This is a genomic window from Paraburkholderia lebeckiae (assembly GCF_050436225.1).
Lineage (GTDB): Bacteria > Pseudomonadota > Gammaproteobacteria > Burkholderiales > Burkholderiaceae > Paraburkholderia > Paraburkholderia tuberum.
Genome location: NZ_JBNDLU010000001.1, coordinates 1982789 through 1999880, shown reverse-complemented (window position 1 = coordinate 1999880; position 17092 = coordinate 1982789). Strand labels below are relative to the sequence as shown.

Genomic DNA, 17092 nt, shown 5'->3' with positions numbered 1-17092 from the left:
TCCTCCTTGCAATTTCTGTACTTTATAGTCTAGCATATTGGTTGCTGTACTAATGGGTATAGAAACACATGCGCACGTCAAAGACTAGCAAAAACATTCATCCGAAGTACAACGGCCGCCCATCGGTAGCGCAGGGGCGAGCCGCTCCGCTTGCGTCTCTCTCGTTGGCCGCACTTCTGGCGTTCGAGACTATGCTCGCGGGTTGCACGGTTGGACCGAATTACGCCGCTCCGTCCGCGCCCACTGTGTCGAAGTTTACGGAGAAGCCAGTTCCCGCGCGCACTGTTTCCGCCGATACGACCGCGGGCACCGCGCAAACCCTCGTCGAGGGGCGCGACATTCAGGGTGACTGGTGGGCGCTGTTCCATTCGCCGCAGATCAACGCGCTGGTCGAGCGCGCGCTCAAGGCCAATCCCACGCTTGCCGCCGCTCAGGCGACGTTGCGCGAGGCGCGCGAGAACACGCGTGCGGAGCAGGGCAGTTTTTTCCCGCAGATCAGCGCGAGCGCATCGGCCGAACGCGAGCGCACCATGCTGGTGAGCCCGGTGCCGCAGACATACAGCCTCATAAGCGGATCGCTCAGCGTGTCGTACACGCTCGATGCATTCGGCGGCGTTCGCCGGCAAGTCGAGCAACTGAACGCCCAAGCCGAGTATGAGCGCTACGAACTGGAGGCGACCGAACTGACGCTGATCGCGAACGTCGTCAATGCGGCCATCAACGAGGCTTCGTTGCAGGCGCAGATTGACACGACACACGAAATCATCCGTGCGTATACTGCCGCGCTCGACGTTACGCGCCACCGCTTCGAGGCCGGCGGCGTAAGCCAGGTGGACGTGCTGCAGCAGCAGTCGCTGCTGGATGCGCAGATCGCCACGCTGCCCGGTTTGCAAAAGCAGCTCGAGCAGCAGCGCAATCAACTCGCGGTGTACCTGGGCGGCCTGCCGACCGACTACACCGGGTCCACGCTGGATCTCGCCAGCCTCGTGCTGCCGGAGGAACTGCCGGTGTCGCTGCCGTCGAGTCTGGTTGCGCAGCGCCCCGACATCCAGGCGTACGGCGCCTTGCTGCATTCGGCGACGGCGAACGTCGGCATCGCGGTGGCAAACATGTTGCCGCAGATTTCGCTGACCGGCAGTTATGGACGCGAAGGCAGCAGCTACTCAAACCTTTTCAATCCCGCAGGCATTGTGTGGAGCCTCGCGGGTAGCCTCACCCAGCCGGTCTTCGAGGGCGGCACACTCAAGGCGAAGAAGCGCGCCGCCGATGCTGCGGTCGATGTCGCCGCCGCCCAGTACAGCAGCACGGTCAACTCGGCGTTTCAGGACGTGGCCAATGCGCTCGTCGCCATTCATCGGGATGCCGAAACGCTTGCTGCGAACCTCGAGACGCAGAAAACGGCTGCTGCGAGCCTCAGGGTTGCTCAGGCGCAATACCGCGCGGGCGGCGGGACCTACCTCAATGTGCTGAGCGCCGAGCAATCCGATGAGAGCGCGCGCCTCAACCTGATTTCCTCTCAAGCCACTCGCTACACCGATACCGTCGCGCTCTTCCAGGCGCTGGGCGGTGGCTGGTGGCATCGAAGCGATGTCGATCCCAAAGTTGCGCAATGTTGCGGAGCATTTTAAATCATGACCACTGTTACCCCGCTTGCGGATACCGCCAATACCCCGCCTGAATGGCAGCGGCCGCCTAGAACCGTGCTTCGCCTGTTTCTGATGCTTCTGGTGGTGGGACTGCTTGCCGCCGCGTTGATTGGTTTCCACCTGTTCAAGGGGCACATCCTGAAGCAGGTCACGGCCGGCATCCAGTCGCAACAGGCGACCGTGTCGACCACATCCGCTGTCTTGCAGCCGTGGCAGCCGACGCTCACGGGCGTCGGATCGCTGCGAGCGTCGACGGGTGCGGATCTTTCGCTGGAAACGAGCGGCGTGGTCGATGAAATCGACTTCGAGTCCGGCCGCGACGTCAAGCAAGGGACCGTGCTGCTCCGCCTGCGTCCGAACGACGATCCCGCCAAGCTCGCCCAACTGCAGGCCACTGCCAGTCTGGACGAGATCACCTACAAGCGCGACCTGCAGCAACTTGCGGCGCAGGGCGTGGCGCAGTCGACCGTGGATACAGATGTCGGCAATCTGAAGGCGGCGCGCGCGCAAGTCGCGGCGCAACAGGCGCTGATGACCGAGAAGGTCGTCCGCGCGCCGTTTTCGGGACGTCTGGGCGTGCGTCAGGTCGATGTGGGTCAATACCTGGCGGCCGGCACGACGGTTGTCACGTTGCAGGCACTCGACCCGATGTTGCTCGACTTCTATCTGCCGCAGCAGGTGCGTGGGCAGATCAGCGTCGGACAGACCGCATCGGTGAGCGTTGATGCGTATCCCGGCAAGACGTTCACCGGCACGGTGACGTCGATGAATTCGAAGGTCGACACCTCGAGCCGCATGCTGCAGATACGCGCGTCGTTTGCGAACCCCGACGGCGCGCTGCTGCCCGGCATGTTCGCCACCGCCAGCGTGGCGAGCGGCGCGGAGCAATCGCTCGTGACGATTCCGCAGACGGCGGTGACGTACAACCCATATGGCAGCCTCGTCTACGTGGTCCACGAGGGCAAGGACGCGCAGGGCAGGCCGCAGGCAAGTGTCCGCCAGCAGTTCGTGACGACCGGCGCGACGCGCGGCGATCAGGTCAGCATCCTGAAGGGACTGAAGGCCGGCGACGTGGTGGTGACGGCGGGGCAACTCAAGCTGCACAACGACGCATTGGTGCAGATCGATAACAGCGTGAAGCTGCCCAACGACGCCGCGCCCGTCCCGCAAGATCACTGAACAGGACGGCTCATGAAATTTACCGACATCTTTATCCGCCGGCCTGTACTCGCGTGCGTGGTCAGCCTGATGATCCTTGTGCTCGGCTACAAGGCGTTCACCTCGCTGCCCGTTCTCGAGTACCCGAAAACCGAAAACGCCGTGGTGACCGTGACCACGACGTACTACGGTGCCGATCCGCAGACCGTGGAGGGTTTTGTCACCACGCCGCTGGAAAACGCCATCGCGCAGGCGAACGGGATCGATTACCTGTCGTCGAAGAGCATCGCCGGCACCAGCACGATCACCGCGAACCTCGTGCTCAACTTCGACCCTGACAAAGCGGTCACCGAGATCAACGCCAAGATCAACTCGGTGCTCAACCAGTTGCCGAGTGGCGTGCAGCAGCCGGCCATCACGGTCGCGATCGGACAGTCGCTGGACGCGTTGATTATCGGCTTTTCGAGCGATGAACTCACGCCCAACCAGATCACCGACTACCTCGTGCGCAACGTGCAGCCGCGTCTGCAGGCAGTGCAAGGCGTGCAGACGGCCGAACTGCTCGGACCGCAGTATTTTGCGCTGCGCGCGTGGCTCGATCCGCAGAAGCTCGCGGAGTACGGCCTTACCGCGACTGATGTCACCAACGCGCTTTCCGCGAACAACGTGATCGCAGGACTGGGAACCACCAAAGGGCAGATGGTGCAATTCAACCTCACCGCATCGACGGATCTGCATTCGGCGCAGCAGTTCCGCGATCTCGTGATCAAGCAGGTCAATGGCGGCATCATCAGGCTGAAGGATGTGGCCAACGTCACGCTCGGCTCGGAAGACTATGAATCCGGCGTGTCGTATAACGGCCAGAAGGGCGTGTACGTGGGGATCCAGACGGTGCCGGGGGCGAGCCTACTCGATGTGATCAAGGGCGTGAAGGCTGTGTTGCCCGACATTCAGAAGGCACTGCCGGCGGGGTTGCACGGCTCGGTCATCTACGACTCCACGGTATTCGTTGACAGTTCGATTCATGAGGTCAAGAACTCGTTGATCGAGACGGTGGTGATCGTCACGCTGGTGGTGTTTGCCTTCCTCGGCGCGCCGCGCTCCGTGCTGATTCCGGTCATTGCGATTCCGTTGTCACTGGTGGGCACCTTCGGGGTGATGCTCGCGCTAGGGTTCTCGATCAACCTGCTGACCTTGCTCGCGCTAGTACTGGCGATCGGGCTGGTGGTCGATGACGCGATCATTGTGGTCGAGAGCGTGAGCCGTCATCTCGAAGAGGGCATGCGGCCACGCGATGCCGCGATCAAGGCCGCGCGCGACCTCGCCGGCCCGATCATCGCGATGACCATTGTCCTGATCGCCGTCTACGTGCCGATCGGTTTTCAGGGTGGACTGACCGGCGCATTATTCACCGAGTTCGCGTTCACGCTGGTTGGCGCGGTGACCATGTCCGCGGTCATTTCTCTGACGCTGTCGCCTATGATGTGCGGCCAGTTCTTGAAGCCGCACGATCAGGGCGGCCGTTTTGTCACGCGCATTGTCGAGACGATCGATCATGTTTTCGGTTCACTGCGGCGTGGCTATGAACGGCTGCTGCGCAACAGTTTGCGGACGGTCCCGGTGACGCTATTGTTTACCGGGCTGGTAATTGCCAGCATCTATTTCCTCTACACAAGTGCCGACAGCGAACTCGCACCGCAAGAGGATCAAGGGGTCGTCATTCTGCAGCCGACTTCCGCGCCGGACGCGACGCTGCAGCAAAAGGAGGCGTTCGGCCGTCAGGTCGCCGACATCATGGCCAAGGTCCCCGAGGCCGCGCAGACGTTCCAGGTTGAGAGCCCGTCGCAGTCGATTGCCGGTGTGACGTTCAAGCCGTGGGATCAACGTCATCGCACTGCGACCGATATCCAGCGCGATCTGCAGAATCAGTTCAACAAGGTGGCAGGTCAGAAGGTCGTCGCGTTTCAGCCCCCTCCGCTGCCCGGTTCGCAAGGCTTGCCGATCCAGTTCGTGCTCAAGTCGACGCAGCCGCTGGATAGGCTGAATGTAGAGGCTCAGAAATTCCTTTCGGACGCAGCCGCCAGTGGGATGTTCCTATTTATCGATAGCGACCTCAAGGTCGACCAGCCGCAGAAAGTGTTCGATATCGACCGCGACAAGGCCTCACAACTCGGCTTGACGATGCAACAGGTCGGCACGGCGCTGGGCGGTCTGTTGGGGGGCGGTTATACGAATTACTTCAGTCTCGATTCGCGCTCGTACCAGGTCATTGCCCAGGTGCAGCAGCGCTCGCGCCTGACGCTCGACCAGGTCATGAATTACCAGATCGCGACCGTGAATAACGTGCCCGTGCCGTTATCGTCGATCAGCCATGTGCGGACCGAAACCGTGCCTGAAACCATCAATCATTTCCAGCAGGTGAACTCGGCGACGATCTCCGGCGTGCCCGCGCTCGGCGTTTCGCAGGACGCCGCGCTCAGGTCGCTGCAGGCGCTTGCGGCGCGTACGCTGCCGGCGGACGTGTCGATCGACTATTCCGGTCCTTTGCGTCAACTCGTGCAGGAATCGAGCGGCTTTGTGGGCACCTTTGTTTTGGCGCTGATCATCATCTACCTGAGTCTCGCGGCGTTGTTCGAGAGCTTCCGCGACCCGTTGGTGATCCTTGTTTCGATCCCGATGTCGGTAGCGGGTGCGCTCGTGTTCATCAGCCTTGGGCTGGGAGGGGCGTCGCTGAATATCTACACGGAGGTCGGGCTGGTGACACTGATGGGGCTGATCAGCAAGCACGGCATTCTGATTGTGGAAGTCGCGAATGCGGCGCAGCACGAGGGCATGTCGAAACTCGAAGCCATCGTCCATGCGGCGGGGATTCGCTTGCGGCCGATCCTGATGACTACCGCGGCGATGGTGCTTGGCGTCGTGCCATTGATCCTGTCCTCAGGTGCGGGTGCGGCGTCGCGTTTCAACATGGGGCTGGTGATCGGCAGCGGGTTGGCGATAGGTACGTTGTTTACGCTGTTCGTGTTGCCAGCGGTTTATCTCGCGTTCGCTGCTCGACATGCAAAGGAGTCGACCGAGTCACGGGTGCAGACGCCGGAGATGGTTTAGCCTCTGCTCGACCTCGGCGGTGAAGCGGCCGCTTATTAGATGGTACCGCCCGATGCGAAGGCATACGGCGCGGAGCGCTCACCGTCCACCAACACAAGGGTTTATTTCTCGCTCATGCCGCGCAGGGCGATATCCGGCAGGGCGAGGCATTCTGGCCCGAGATGGCCGGGGCATGGACGGCAAGCGGACTCGGCGTTCGACGTTTCTGTCGTGAGCATTGGGTTGCGAACACTTATGAAATTCCTGATCAAGAGCGCGGTCTGCATTCCGCGCGACGGCTTCCCGTTCGTGCCGCACGACGCCTACGTGTGCATGAAGCGGCTGCACTACGCGCACGCGATCGCGCAGTTCCGCGTGCTTGTGAACTATGTGCAGAGCCGCGTCGATGCGCAGGTCGCATTCGAGAACCTGGCGGGCGTCGCGGGCCGCTATCTGACGGTATTGGCGACGGACGCGGGCTGCGTCGCCGCCGATCCGCGGATGGCGCGGTCGCTCGAACTCGGGCGCTGCGTGGTGGATGCGTTTCCGTCGACGCCGGCGGCGCGCGATTACCGGCACGTCGCCGCCGAAATGCTGTACTGGCCGATGCGGCCAGCGATGTCGTCACGGTAGCCGGCCGGGGCTGCGCCCAAGGGGCGCCTGGGGGGCGAAAAAGCCCGCGCCTAGGCGGGAAAATGGGTCACTTCGCGCCATTCCAAAAAAAATCGACCCTTCCGGTCGATCGCCGACGTGTCAGTCGAACTTGAGCAGACATTCATTATGGACCACCTCGAAACGCTGCGGATTTTTTGCACCGTCGCCGAAATGCAGAGCTTCACGCACGCCGCAAATAAGCTCGGCGTCTCGACGTCAATCGTCTCGCGCGCGATAACGGGGCTCGAAACCAGGCTCGGTGTACGTCTTTTTCAGCGCACGACCCGACACCTCGCACTCACTGAAGCCGGGGACGAGTTTCACGCCGGCTGCTCGCGCGTGGTTGCTGAACTGGACCTGCTCGAAGCCGGTACCGGGCAGCGCGCACGGGAGCCTGCGGGGGTACTGCGGCTCGTCGCCCACACCACCGCGGCGGTGCTAGAGTTGCCACCGCTGATCGCCGGGTTCCGTGCCCGGTACCCATCCGTGCAGCTCGAATTGACGCTGGCGGAACGGCCAGTCGATCTGATCAAGGAAGCCTTCGATCTCGGCATCGTGCTGCCGTTCATGCTGACGAGCGAGCTCACGATCACCCGTGCGTTGTGCCGCCTGCCCCTCGCCGTGGTGGGCTCGCCCAGCTACCTGCAGGGGCGCCAGCTACCGCAAAGGCCCAACGATCTCGCCGCATTCCGCTTCGTCACAATACTCGCCTCGATCAGCGAACCGCAACTGCGATTCCAGCGCGGTGGCGAACAGTTTGCCGTGCCACTGGAACACGACGTTTCGACCAACAACGCCGCGTTGAACAAGGAACTGGTGGTGAGCGGTGCTGGTCTCGGCGCGTTGCCTCTTGCGATGGTCGGCAAAGAGCTGGGCGATGGCCGGCTGGTACAGCTGCTGCCCGACTTCGAGGTCGTGAGCGCGCAGGCTGAGCTGAGGCTCGCATATCGGGACCGGAGCCTGATGACGGCGAAGGTCCGGGCGTTCATCGACTACGCGACGTCGTACTTCGACGCGCGCGCGGCTCAGATGGGCCACGCGCAGCAGCGGCCGAAGACGGTGGCCGCCGGCAGTGACAGGCCGTCCTGATTGCCAGATGCTCATGCAAACCTTCCCTGCTCTCGTCGTCTGCGAGCATTGTGACAGCGTGTACCGCCGCCGCGCGCTGGCCACGCGCGAGGTGGCGCGCTGCGGGCAATGTTCGGCCGTCCTCTATCGCGCTAGCCAGCTCGATGTCGATCGGTGGCTCGCGCTAACCGTCGCCGCAGCCATCGTCTTCGTGATCGCTAACGTCTGCCCGGTGATCCGGATTTCCCTGCGGGGCCTGCACAGCGAGACGACGCTCTGGCAGTCTGCGGCAGCGCTGGCGCACGGCGCGGTTGCACCGATTGCGCTCGCCACTGCGATGATGATCGTCGTGGTGCCGCTTCTGCAGATCGCGCTGCTCGGCTGGGTGCTGGCATTTGCCCGCGCCGCACGCCGGGCGCCGGGTTTCGCGTGGAGCATGAGGCTGCTTGCGATGCTGCGCCCTTGGAGCATCGTCGAGGTCGGCGTACTTGGCATGCTCGTAGCCGTCATCAAACTTTCCAGCTTCGTGCAGGTGGCAGCCGGTCCCGGCATCTGGGCCACGGCAACGCTCATGGTGCTAATCACCATCATCGCCAGTCGCGATGTCCACTTGCTGTGGGAATGGACCGACGCGGAGACAGCATGAAGCCACCTCCTCGCGCGGGACAGCTCGGCCTGATTGCCTGCCATGGATGCGGACTGGTTTGCGCACATATTCCGCGCCTGAGCGGAGACGCCCAATGCCCGCGCTGCGGACTAGCGCTGCATCGGCGCCGCCCGGACAGCATCGCACGGTCGTGGGCGTTCCTGATCGCTTCCCTGATTTTCTACATCCCCGCCAACGTGCTGCCGGTCATGCACACGAGCCTTCTGGGACACGGCAGCGACAGCACGATTCTCTACGGCGTCGTGGAGTTCTGGAAAGCAGGGTCCTGGGGCATTGCGTCGGTGATCTTTATTGCAAGCGTAGTCGTGCCGTGCGCCAAGTTTCTGATCCTCAGCATGCTGCTCGTGACCACCCAGCGGCGCAGTCGCTGGGCAATGAGCGAGCGTGCCCGTTTGTACCGGCTCGTCGAAGCGGTCGGCTACTGGTCGATGCTCGACGTGATGGTGGTGGCAATCGTCTGCGCGTTAGTCCGCTTCCAGGCGCTGTCCGGCAGCGAACCGCGCATTGGCATTGTTTTCTTCGGCCTTGTGGTGATCCTCACCATGCTCTGCGCCATCAATTTCGACCCCCGACTCATCTGGGACGCTGAGGAAACATGAATCCTGTATCAAACAAGCCGCTACCCGAACCTCTCGATCCTGTCGTCACGCATAGCCGCTGGCGGGTATCGCCCGTCTGGCTCGTGCCGCTCGTCGCCGCGCTGATCGGGCTGTCGATGGTGATCCACGCGTGGCTCTCGGCGGGACCGGAAATCGCCATCTCGTTCAGGACCGCTGCGGGGCTGGAGGCCGGCAAGACCCCTGTCAAATACAAGGACGTGACGGTCGGAACCGTATCGACGGTTGCGCTCAGCGACGATGGCTCACACGTGGTCGCCTCGGTTTCGCTTGCCAGGAGCGCGCGGAGCCTGGCGCGCGCGGACAGCCGCTTCTGGGTCGTCCGGCCTCGTTTGGGCATGACCGGTGTCTCGGGTATGGACACGCTGCTGTCCGGCGCCTATATCGGCGTGGACACCGGCACTTCGGAGGTCGCGCGCACAGCGTTCACGGGGCTGGAGACGCCTCCCGCCGTCATCAGTGGGACGCCGGGAAAGAGTTTCACGATTCATGCGGACGACCTCGGTTCGCTCGACATCGGCTCGCCCGTTTACTACCGGCGCATTCAGGTCGGCCGCGTCGCGTCGTATAAGCTCGACGGCGATGGCCACGGCGTCAGCGTACAGATCTTCGTCGATTCACCGTATCACCGGTTTGTCACGGCGGATACTCACTTCTGGAATGCGAGCGGGGTCGACCTCTCGCTGGGCGCCGACGGTTTCAAGCTCAAGACGCAATCCGTGGCCGCGATCGTTGGCGGCGGAATTGCGTTCGCCACGCCCGTCGGTAGCACCGCCGCCGGCCCAGGCGGCAGCCAGTTCATTCTGGCGAAAGACGAAGAGACGGCGATGGCGCCGCCAGACGGTCCGGCCCAGTACATCGAGTTGCGCTTCGCACAGTCGTTGCGCGGCCTGTCCATGGGCGCTCCCGTGGTGTTTTCGGGAATCAACTTCGGACGCGTGGTTTCCATGAAACTCGATTACGACCCGGCCACGCAGCGTTTTCCCATGATCGTCGGCATCGAGGTCTATCCGCAGCGGCTTGGACCGGCGCTCGACAAGCTGCCCAGAATAAATGGCGATATTGAAAAGGCAGCGCATTTCCTGTCCACCATGGTCGCGCACGGTCTGCGCGGACAGGCGCGCTCCGGCAATCTGCTGACCGGACAGCTCTATATTTCGCTCGAGTTCGTACCGAACGCCCCGAAGGTCTCATACGACGCCGATGCGCGACCGCTTACGCTGCCGACCACGAGCGGCGGCTTCGACCAGTTGCAGGAGCAGGTGGCGAGCATCGTGGGCAAGATCGACAAAATGCCGCTCGACTCCATCGCACGCCATCTCGACACGGGTCTGGCGGATCTGGACAGCACCCTGAAGCAGATCAACGGCCAGGTGCTGCCGGCGACCACGCAAACCCTGGAGCAGGCTCGCCAGACCTTCGGCGCCGCGCAGGGCATGCTGGCCGAAGACGGGCCGCTCCAGGAGAACCTGGGCCAGACGCTGCAGGAAGTGCAGCGCACTGCCCGCTCGCTGCGCACGCTCACTGATCTGCTCGGCCGCCATCCGGAAGCGCTGCTGCGCGGCCATGCAGCGGATCAGTCAGCCGTGGCCCCGGTCACCGCGGCCAGCCCCTCTGCTTCACAGGAGTCCAAACAATGAGTTTTTCAGCCCGCGCCAGCCTGCGCGCAGTCACGTTCACCGTCGCGCTGGCCCTGAGCGCCTGCGCGTCCGCGCCGGTGCACTACTACACGCTGGTTTCCCCGGCAGCACAGCCCGCTTCGGCCCAGCCAGCCGCGCCGTTCGCGATCGACGTGCTGCCAGTGGGCGTTCCCGCCGAGCTCGACCAGCAGGCGATGGTCGTACGGCAGGGCGACAGCGGCGTTGCGGTGCTCGACGACGAGCGCTGGGTCGCCCCGCTGGGCGATCAACTGCGCGCCGCGCTATCCACCGAACTGGTGCGCCGCCTGGGCACCCAGGATGTGGCCGGTCTCGCCCGGCCGATCAATCAACCGGTGCTGGGCATCAGGCTGCAGATCCGGCGCCTCGACGCGTGGCCGGGGCACGCGGTGCAGCTCGAGGCTGACTGGAGCCTCGGTTTCGCGCAAGACCCCAACGGTGTCCGCCTGAGCTGCCATACGCAGCTGCAGCAGGCGGCGCCGGGTGGTTACGCGGACCTGGTGCGCGCGCAGCAACTCGCCATTGCGAGCCTGGCCGGCCGCATCACGGAGGATGCGCGAGGCTGGGCGCAGTCGCGACAGCGTGGCTGCACGCCACAGGCCTGAGCCATCACACCCCATACGCAATTACGTGCCCTTGCCGGGTCTACCATCATGCGCAAAGTACCGGACTTCGTCTTTCGTCTCGCCCTGCTGGTGACAAAGAAGCCCCCCCGGGGCAGGCTGAAGGCCGTCAAGCGACGGTATGCTGCTCGACCGCACTGCCCTTCATACGCGAATCAGCGAGCCAATGCGACAGACGGTCAAACCACAGGTGCACGACCGGCGTCGTGAACAACGTCAGCATTTGCGAAACAATCAGTCCGCCTACAATCGCTATGCCGAGCGGCACGCGCAATTCGGCACCGGCGCCGTGCCCTAGCGCAAGCGGCAGTGCGCCGAACAGCGCGGCGAGCGTTGTCATCATGATTGGACGGAAGCGCAGCACACAGGCCTGCCGGATCGCTTCTCGCGGCGACATACCCTGCTCGCGCTCGGCCACCAGCGCGAAGTCGATCATCATGATCGCGTTCTTCTTGACGATACCAATCAGCAGGATGATGCCAATCATGCCCATGATCGACAGATCCTGACCGCACAGCATCAACGCGAGCAACGCACCCACACCCGCCGAGGGCAGCGTCGAAATGATGGTGAGCGGATGAATCGCGCTTTCGTACAGGATGCCGAGAATCAGATAGACCACCACGAGCGCCGCGGCGATCAGATACGGCTCACTCGCGAGCGACGCCTGGAACGCCTGCGCAGTGCCCTGAAACGAGCCCGTCAAACTATCTGGCTTGCCTGCCGCGACTTCGGCCTGGCGAATCGCCGCCACCGCGTTGCCAAGCGACTGACCCGCCGCCAGATTGAATGAGATCGTCACGGCCGGGAACAAGCCCTGGTGATTCACCGAGATCGGCGACACATTGTTTTCGATCCTGGCGAGCGTGTCGAGCGGCACCAGTTCGTTCGTGAGCGGCGAACGCACGTAGAGATGCGCCAGTGCATCCGTCGTCAATTGAAAGTGCGGATCGACTTCCTCGACGACGTGGTACTGATTCAGCTGCGTGAAGAGCGTCGCAATCTGCCGCTGGCCGAATGCATCGTAAAGCGTGTCGTCGATGGCTTGCGCCGTGATGCCGAAACGCGAAGCGGTGCTGCGATCGATCACGAGTGTCGCGCTGGTAGCGGCGGCCTGCTGGTCGGACGTGACGTCGGCCAATTGCGGCAGCTTCGACAGGCGATCGGTCAGTACGCCCGCCCAGTGATTCAACTCGTTGATGTCAGGGTCCTGCAACGTGTACTGATACTGCGCGGCGCTGATACGGCCGCCCACCTGAATATCCTGCCGGACCTGCATCGACAACGAGATGCCCATGACCTTCGCCAACTGCGGCTTTAAACGATTGAGCACCTGCGCAGCACTGTCCTTGCGCTGAGCGAACGGTTTCAGGTTGATCATGACGCGCCCCTGGCTCACGGTCGGGTTAGGACCCATCCAGTAGTAAACGTTGTCGACGGCGGGGTCGGCCTCGATGATATGGCCCACCTGCTGCATCTTCTGCGACATCGAGCGGGGCGAAATATCCGGCGCGGCCTGGGCGGCGCCCATGATCAGACCGGAGTCCTCCTGCGGGAAAAATCCCTTGGGGATCGCGACGAACAACGCGCCGGTGGCGACGATCGTCGCCACCGTGACAGCCAGCATCAGCTTCTGGCGGTCCAGTACCCAATCGAGGCCGCGCTCGTAGCGCCGCTCTACTGCGCTAAAGACGGCTTCGAGCCATGTTTCGAGCCTGCGCATCCGGCCGCCGCCATCCGGCTCAGGCAAACGGATCAGCCAGCCGCACAGCATCGGCGTGACGGTCAGCGATACCAGCGCCGACATCACTATCGCGGCGCTCACCGTCACTGCGAATTCGCGGAACAGCCGGCCCACGATGCCGCCCATCAGCAGGATCGGGATGAACACGGCGATCAGCGAGATGGTCATCGAAATGATCGTGAAGCGCACTTCCATCGCGCCAAGCAAGGCGGCCTTCATTCTCGGCACGCCGTCTTCGATATGCCGCATGACGTTTTCGATCACGACGATCGCATCGTCCACCACGAAGCCTACCGCGATGGTCAAGCCCATCAGCGACAGATTGTCGAGGCTATAGCCGAGCAGATACATGACGCCGAACGTGGCGACCAGCGACAGCGGAATCGTCAGGCTCGGAATGATGGTCGCCCATACGTTGCGCAGGAACGAGAAGATCACCATGACGACGAGCGCGATCGTCAGCATCAGCGTGAACTGCACGTCGTGCACCGACGCGTTGATGGTTTGCGTGCGATCGCCCACCACATGCAAATGCGCGGCCGCGGGCAGCATCGCTTCGAGCGCGGGCAGCTTCGCCGTGATGTTGGCGATCGTCTGCACGACGTTATAGCCGGGCTGCTTGTGAACATCGAGGATGATCGCGCGTTCGTGCTGAAGCCATGCGGCCTGCTGGTTGTCCTCAGCGGCGTTCAACACGGTGCCGAGATCGGACACGCGAATCGGCGCGCCATTCTTGTACGCGACCACCAGATCGCGATACTGCGAGGCGGTCGTGATCTGGTCGGTCGCGTTGAAGATCACCGAGCGATCCGGACCGTTCAGGCTGCCCTTCGGTGCATTGACCGTCTGCACGCCGACGATCGAGCGCACGTCTTCCAGCGTCAGGCCACGCGCGGTGAGCTTGTCGGGGTCGAGCTGAATACGCACTGCGGGCCGCTGCTGGCCGTGGAAATCAACGAGACCGACGCCGGGCATCTGCGAGATCTGTTGCGCGAGATAGTCTTCGGCGTAGCTGTCGAGTTGCGTGAGCGTGAGCGAGGGCGACGTCAGCGCCAGTGACAGCAACGTGAAGTCGGCCGGATTGACTTTCTGATAGGTCGGGGGGTTCGGCAGGTTCTTCGGCAACGTGCCGCCGGCTGCGTTGATCGCCGTCTGCACATCCTGCGCCGCGCCATTGATGTCGCGCGAGAGATCGAATTGCACGGCAATGCTGGTGTTGCCGAGCGAGCTCGACGACGTCATCTGCGTCACGCCCGCAATCAGCGAAAGTTGCCGCTCCAGTGGTGTCGCCACCGAGGTCGCCATGGTTTCCGCGCTCGCGCCGGGCAACTTGGCGACAATCTGAATGGTCGGAAAATCGACCTGCGGCAGCGGCGCGACCGGCAGCAGAAAATACGCCACCGCGCCGACCAGCAGCACTGCGATCGCCAGAAAACTCGTCGCGATGCGCCGCTTGATGAACAGTTCCATGAGGCTCATGAGGGAATATCCTGATCAGTCTGGCTGCCTGCCAGATTCGCGTTGGGCGGCGCTTCGGAACTGGCGGGAACCGTGGTGGCCGTCACATGCACGCCCGGGTTCAAGCGGCTTTGGCCATCGAACACGACGAGATCCGCGGGCGCGATGCCACTGCGTATCTCCGTCATGCCATCGACGGTGATACCGGTTTGCACCGGGCGCATCTGCGCGGTGCCGTTCGCGGCGATCAAATAGAGCTGCGTGCCGTTCTGCGAGTTCACCACCGCGCGGCTCGGCACCGCGAGCCGCTGCGTATCGGTGCGCACCAGCACGCGCGCATTCACCAGCTCGCCGGGCCACAGCTTGCGGTCCTGGTTGGTGAACGAAGCCTTGAGCCTGATCTGGCCGGTCGTAGGATCGACCGTGCTGTCGATGAACACCAGCGTGCCGTCGGCGAGCGGCGTGCTGCCGGAACGCGTGGTCACGTTCACCGCCAGCGGCGCTTTCGCCTGATTCGCGAGCAGTTCGGGCAGCACGTCCTGCGGCACGGAGAACAGCACGGTGATCGGCTCCATCTGCGTGACGGTGACGATGCCGGTGGTGTCAGTCGGATGAACGATCGCGCCGATATCGGCCTCGCGTGCGCCGACGCGTCCGGTAAACGGCGCGCTCAACGTGGTGAAGCTCAATTGCAGCCGGTCGCTTTGCACCAGCGCGGCGTCCGCAGCGACCGTCGCGGAGAGCGCTTCGACTTGCGCCTTCGCGGTGTCCACCGCCTGAGTCGTCGCCGCGCCGATGCCGACCAGTTGCGAGTAGCGCGCGAGATCGAGCCGCGCGTTATCGAGCGATGCCTGGTCTTTGCGCTGCGCCGCTTCCGCTTGATGCAACTGGGCAGTGAGCGGTCCCTGATCGAGTTGCGCCAGCAACTGGCCGGCTTTGACGTCCTGTCCTTCAGTGAAGGCGACGCGCTGCAATTGCCCGTCGACACGTACTTTGACGTCCACGGTATTGAGCGCGAGCACCGTGCCCACCGCGGCGACGCGAATCGGAAAGTCGCGGCTCACCGGATGACCGGCGTTGACCGGCACGGCGGTCGCCGCCTTGACCGCCGGGTGCCGCGGCCAGAACCACACCGCCAACATCGCGACAACGACGGCAAATGCCAGGATGAGCGGCGCGCGGCCGCGTCCGCGGGGCGCCTCGTGGTTCGGAAGGTGTGCAGATTTCATGAGCGGGATGACGTAGAGGTGGAGGCGGTGCTGCTATCGCTATCGTCGGTCACGCCGAAGCCGCCGCCGAACGCGCGAAACAGGCTCACGGACGCTTGCAGGCGCGCGAGCCGTGCCTGCACCAGCGTGTCTTCGGCCTGATACAGCGTGCGTTGCGCGTCGAGCACGGTCAGAAAGTCGACGGTGCCGAGCTTGTACTGGGCTTGCGCGAGCGTAGCGGCTTTGCGGGCGGCGTCGGCGGCGTTCTGGTCAGCGACTTCCGCGAGCTGCTGCTGTTGCGCCGCCGTGAGCGAGTCCTCCACGTCCTGCAGCGCGGTTATCACGGATTGGCGGTAATCCGCGACGCCCTTCGCTTCGGCCGCCTGGCTCGCGTGCAACTGGCCACGCAGCGCGCCGCCGTCGAAGATTGGCGCCGCCAGCGAGGTGGCGAGACTGGCGAACGGGCTCGACAGGAAATGCGACAGCGACTTGCTGCCCAGCCCGCCGTCCGCGGTCAGTACGATGTTCGGCAGAAAGGCCGCGCGCGCCGCGCCGACACTCTGATTCGCCGACTGCAACTGCGCTTCCTTCGAACGGATGTCGGGGCGCGTTTCCAGCAGGCTCGCGGGCAGATTCGGGCGCGGTTGGGGAATCGGGATGTCGGCGAGCGCGGCGTCGCTGACCGTGAATTGTTCAGGTGCGGTGCCCGCCAGCACCGCAAGCGCATGGATGTTGGTATCGAGCTGCTGTTGCAGCGCCGGCACGGCCGCCTGGAAGGTGGCGAGCGCGTTGCGCTGCTGCTGCACCTGCAATTCGGTCGCTACGCCCGCCTGCTGTTGTGCGATCAGCAGTTGCAGAATGTGCGCGGCATCGTCGGAAATGGAACGCGCAATCGCGAGCCGGCGGCGCAGACCCTGCACCTGAAAATACGTGTCGGTGACCGAAGCGGTCAGCGTCAGCGCCACCGTATCGCGATCGAACCCGGAGGCGCGCGCGAGCAGGTCGGCGGCGCTGGCGTTGGCGGCGTTGAAGCCCCAAAAGTCCACCTCGTAACTGGCTTCGGCGAACAGGCTCTGGGTCTTCTTGGTCGAACCGCGCCCCTGATGACTGCGATCGAAGCTGGCGCCGAGCGATAGCGACGGATACTGCGGCGCGCCGGCTCGCTCGGCGTTGCCGCGCGCCTGTTCGACGCTCGCAATCGCGGACGCCAGCGTGAAGTTGTTGCGCAGACTGCGATCGACCAGCGCGTCGAGCGCGGGGTCGTGATACTCGCGCCACCAGCCGCTTCTGACTGGCACGGTAGCGGCGAGCGAGCCACCGGCCGCGCCGTCGAAGGATTGCGCCAGCGGCGCGCCCGGCCGTTGATAGGCAGGCACAAGCGAGCAGCCGGCGAGCACCGCGAGGCCGAGCGCACATACGGCGGCGCGCAGGCACGATACGCGCGCAGCTGGACTGACGGCGCGCGAAAGCGGCGCCCAACGGGACAGTCCTGACATTGGAGAAC

The 17092-nt window shown here is 63.8% G+C and carries 11 protein-coding genes and 1 pseudogene; 9 read left to right on the top strand and 3 right to left on the bottom strand.

Annotated features, from left to right (window positions below):
- The first annotated feature begins 68 nt into the window (after positions 1-68).
- The 9 genes and pseudogenes from OKW45_RS09225 (at position 69) to OKW45_RS09185 (ending at position 11160) form a co-directional block, all read left to right on the top strand.
- Positions 69-1628: an efflux transporter outer membrane subunit gene (locus tag OKW45_RS09225; protein ID WP_429467414.1), complete on the top strand. Its 1560-nt coding sequence runs from the start codon at positions 69-71 to the stop codon at positions 1626-1628.
- A 3-nt stretch (positions 1629-1631) separates the two neighbouring features.
- Positions 1632-2825 (top strand): efflux RND transporter periplasmic adaptor subunit, encoded by a 1194-nt coding sequence (locus OKW45_RS09220; RefSeq protein WP_084754327.1) that lies wholly within the window; start codon positions 1632-1634, stop codon positions 2823-2825.
- A 12-nt stretch (positions 2826-2837) separates the two neighbouring features.
- Positions 2838-5912 carry an efflux RND transporter permease subunit gene (locus OKW45_RS09215; RefSeq protein WP_429467411.1) on the top strand — a complete coding sequence of 1025 codons (3075 nt, stop codon included), beginning with the start codon at positions 2838-2840 and terminating at the stop codon, positions 5910-5912.
- 297 nt (positions 5913-6209) lie between these two features.
- A pseudogene (locus OKW45_RS09210) lies at positions 6210-6524 on the top strand (MinD/ParA family ATP-binding protein); the annotation flags it as partial.
- A gap of 117 nt (positions 6525-6641) precedes the next feature.
- Positions 6642-7634, top strand: a complete 993-nt coding sequence (locus tag OKW45_RS09205; protein WP_429467409.1) for a LysR family transcriptional regulator — start codon at positions 6642-6644, stop codon at positions 7632-7634.
- 7 nt (positions 7635-7641) lie between these two features.
- Entirely contained in the window at positions 7642-8259 is a 618-nt protein-coding gene (locus OKW45_RS09200) for a paraquat-inducible protein A (protein ID WP_429467407.1), read from the top strand.
- On the top strand, positions 8256-8879 hold the full coding sequence (locus tag OKW45_RS09195; RefSeq protein ID WP_429467405.1) for a paraquat-inducible protein A: 624 nt from the start codon (positions 8256-8258) through the stop codon (positions 8877-8879). The genes OKW45_RS09200 and OKW45_RS09195 overlap by 4 nt, the downstream gene beginning before the upstream one ends.
- Positions 8876-10537 carry a PqiB family protein gene (locus OKW45_RS09190; RefSeq protein WP_018423304.1) on the top strand — a complete coding sequence of 554 codons (1662 nt, stop codon included), beginning with the start codon at positions 8876-8878 and terminating at the stop codon, positions 10535-10537. Before OKW45_RS09195 ends, OKW45_RS09190 begins: the two co-directional genes overlap by 4 nt.
- Positions 10534-11160: a PqiC family protein gene (locus tag OKW45_RS09185; RefSeq protein ID WP_018423303.1), complete on the top strand. Its 627-nt coding sequence runs from the start codon at positions 10534-10536 to the stop codon at positions 11158-11160. The genes OKW45_RS09190 and OKW45_RS09185 overlap by 4 nt, the downstream gene beginning before the upstream one ends.
- A gap of 127 nt (positions 11161-11287) precedes the next feature.
- Here OKW45_RS09185 and OKW45_RS09180 read toward each other — a convergent pair whose 3' ends face one another.
- The 3 genes from OKW45_RS09180 to OKW45_RS09170 are packed head-to-tail and all read right to left on the bottom strand — an operon-like array spanning position 11288 to position 17084.
- Positions 11288-14401 (bottom strand): efflux RND transporter permease subunit, encoded by a 3114-nt coding sequence (locus OKW45_RS09180; RefSeq protein WP_429467403.1) that lies wholly within the window; start codon positions 14399-14401, stop codon positions 11288-11290.
- Positions 14398-15609: an efflux RND transporter periplasmic adaptor subunit gene (locus OKW45_RS09175; protein ID WP_429467401.1), complete on the bottom strand. Its 1212-nt coding sequence runs from the start codon at positions 15607-15609 to the stop codon at positions 14398-14400. The genes OKW45_RS09180 and OKW45_RS09175 overlap by 4 nt, the downstream gene beginning before the upstream one ends.
- Positions 15606-17084 (bottom strand): efflux transporter outer membrane subunit, encoded by a 1479-nt coding sequence (locus tag OKW45_RS09170; RefSeq protein ID WP_429467400.1) that lies wholly within the window; start codon positions 17082-17084, stop codon positions 15606-15608. Before OKW45_RS09170 ends, OKW45_RS09175 begins: the two co-directional genes overlap by 4 nt.
- Positions 17085-17092 lie beyond the last annotated feature (8 nt).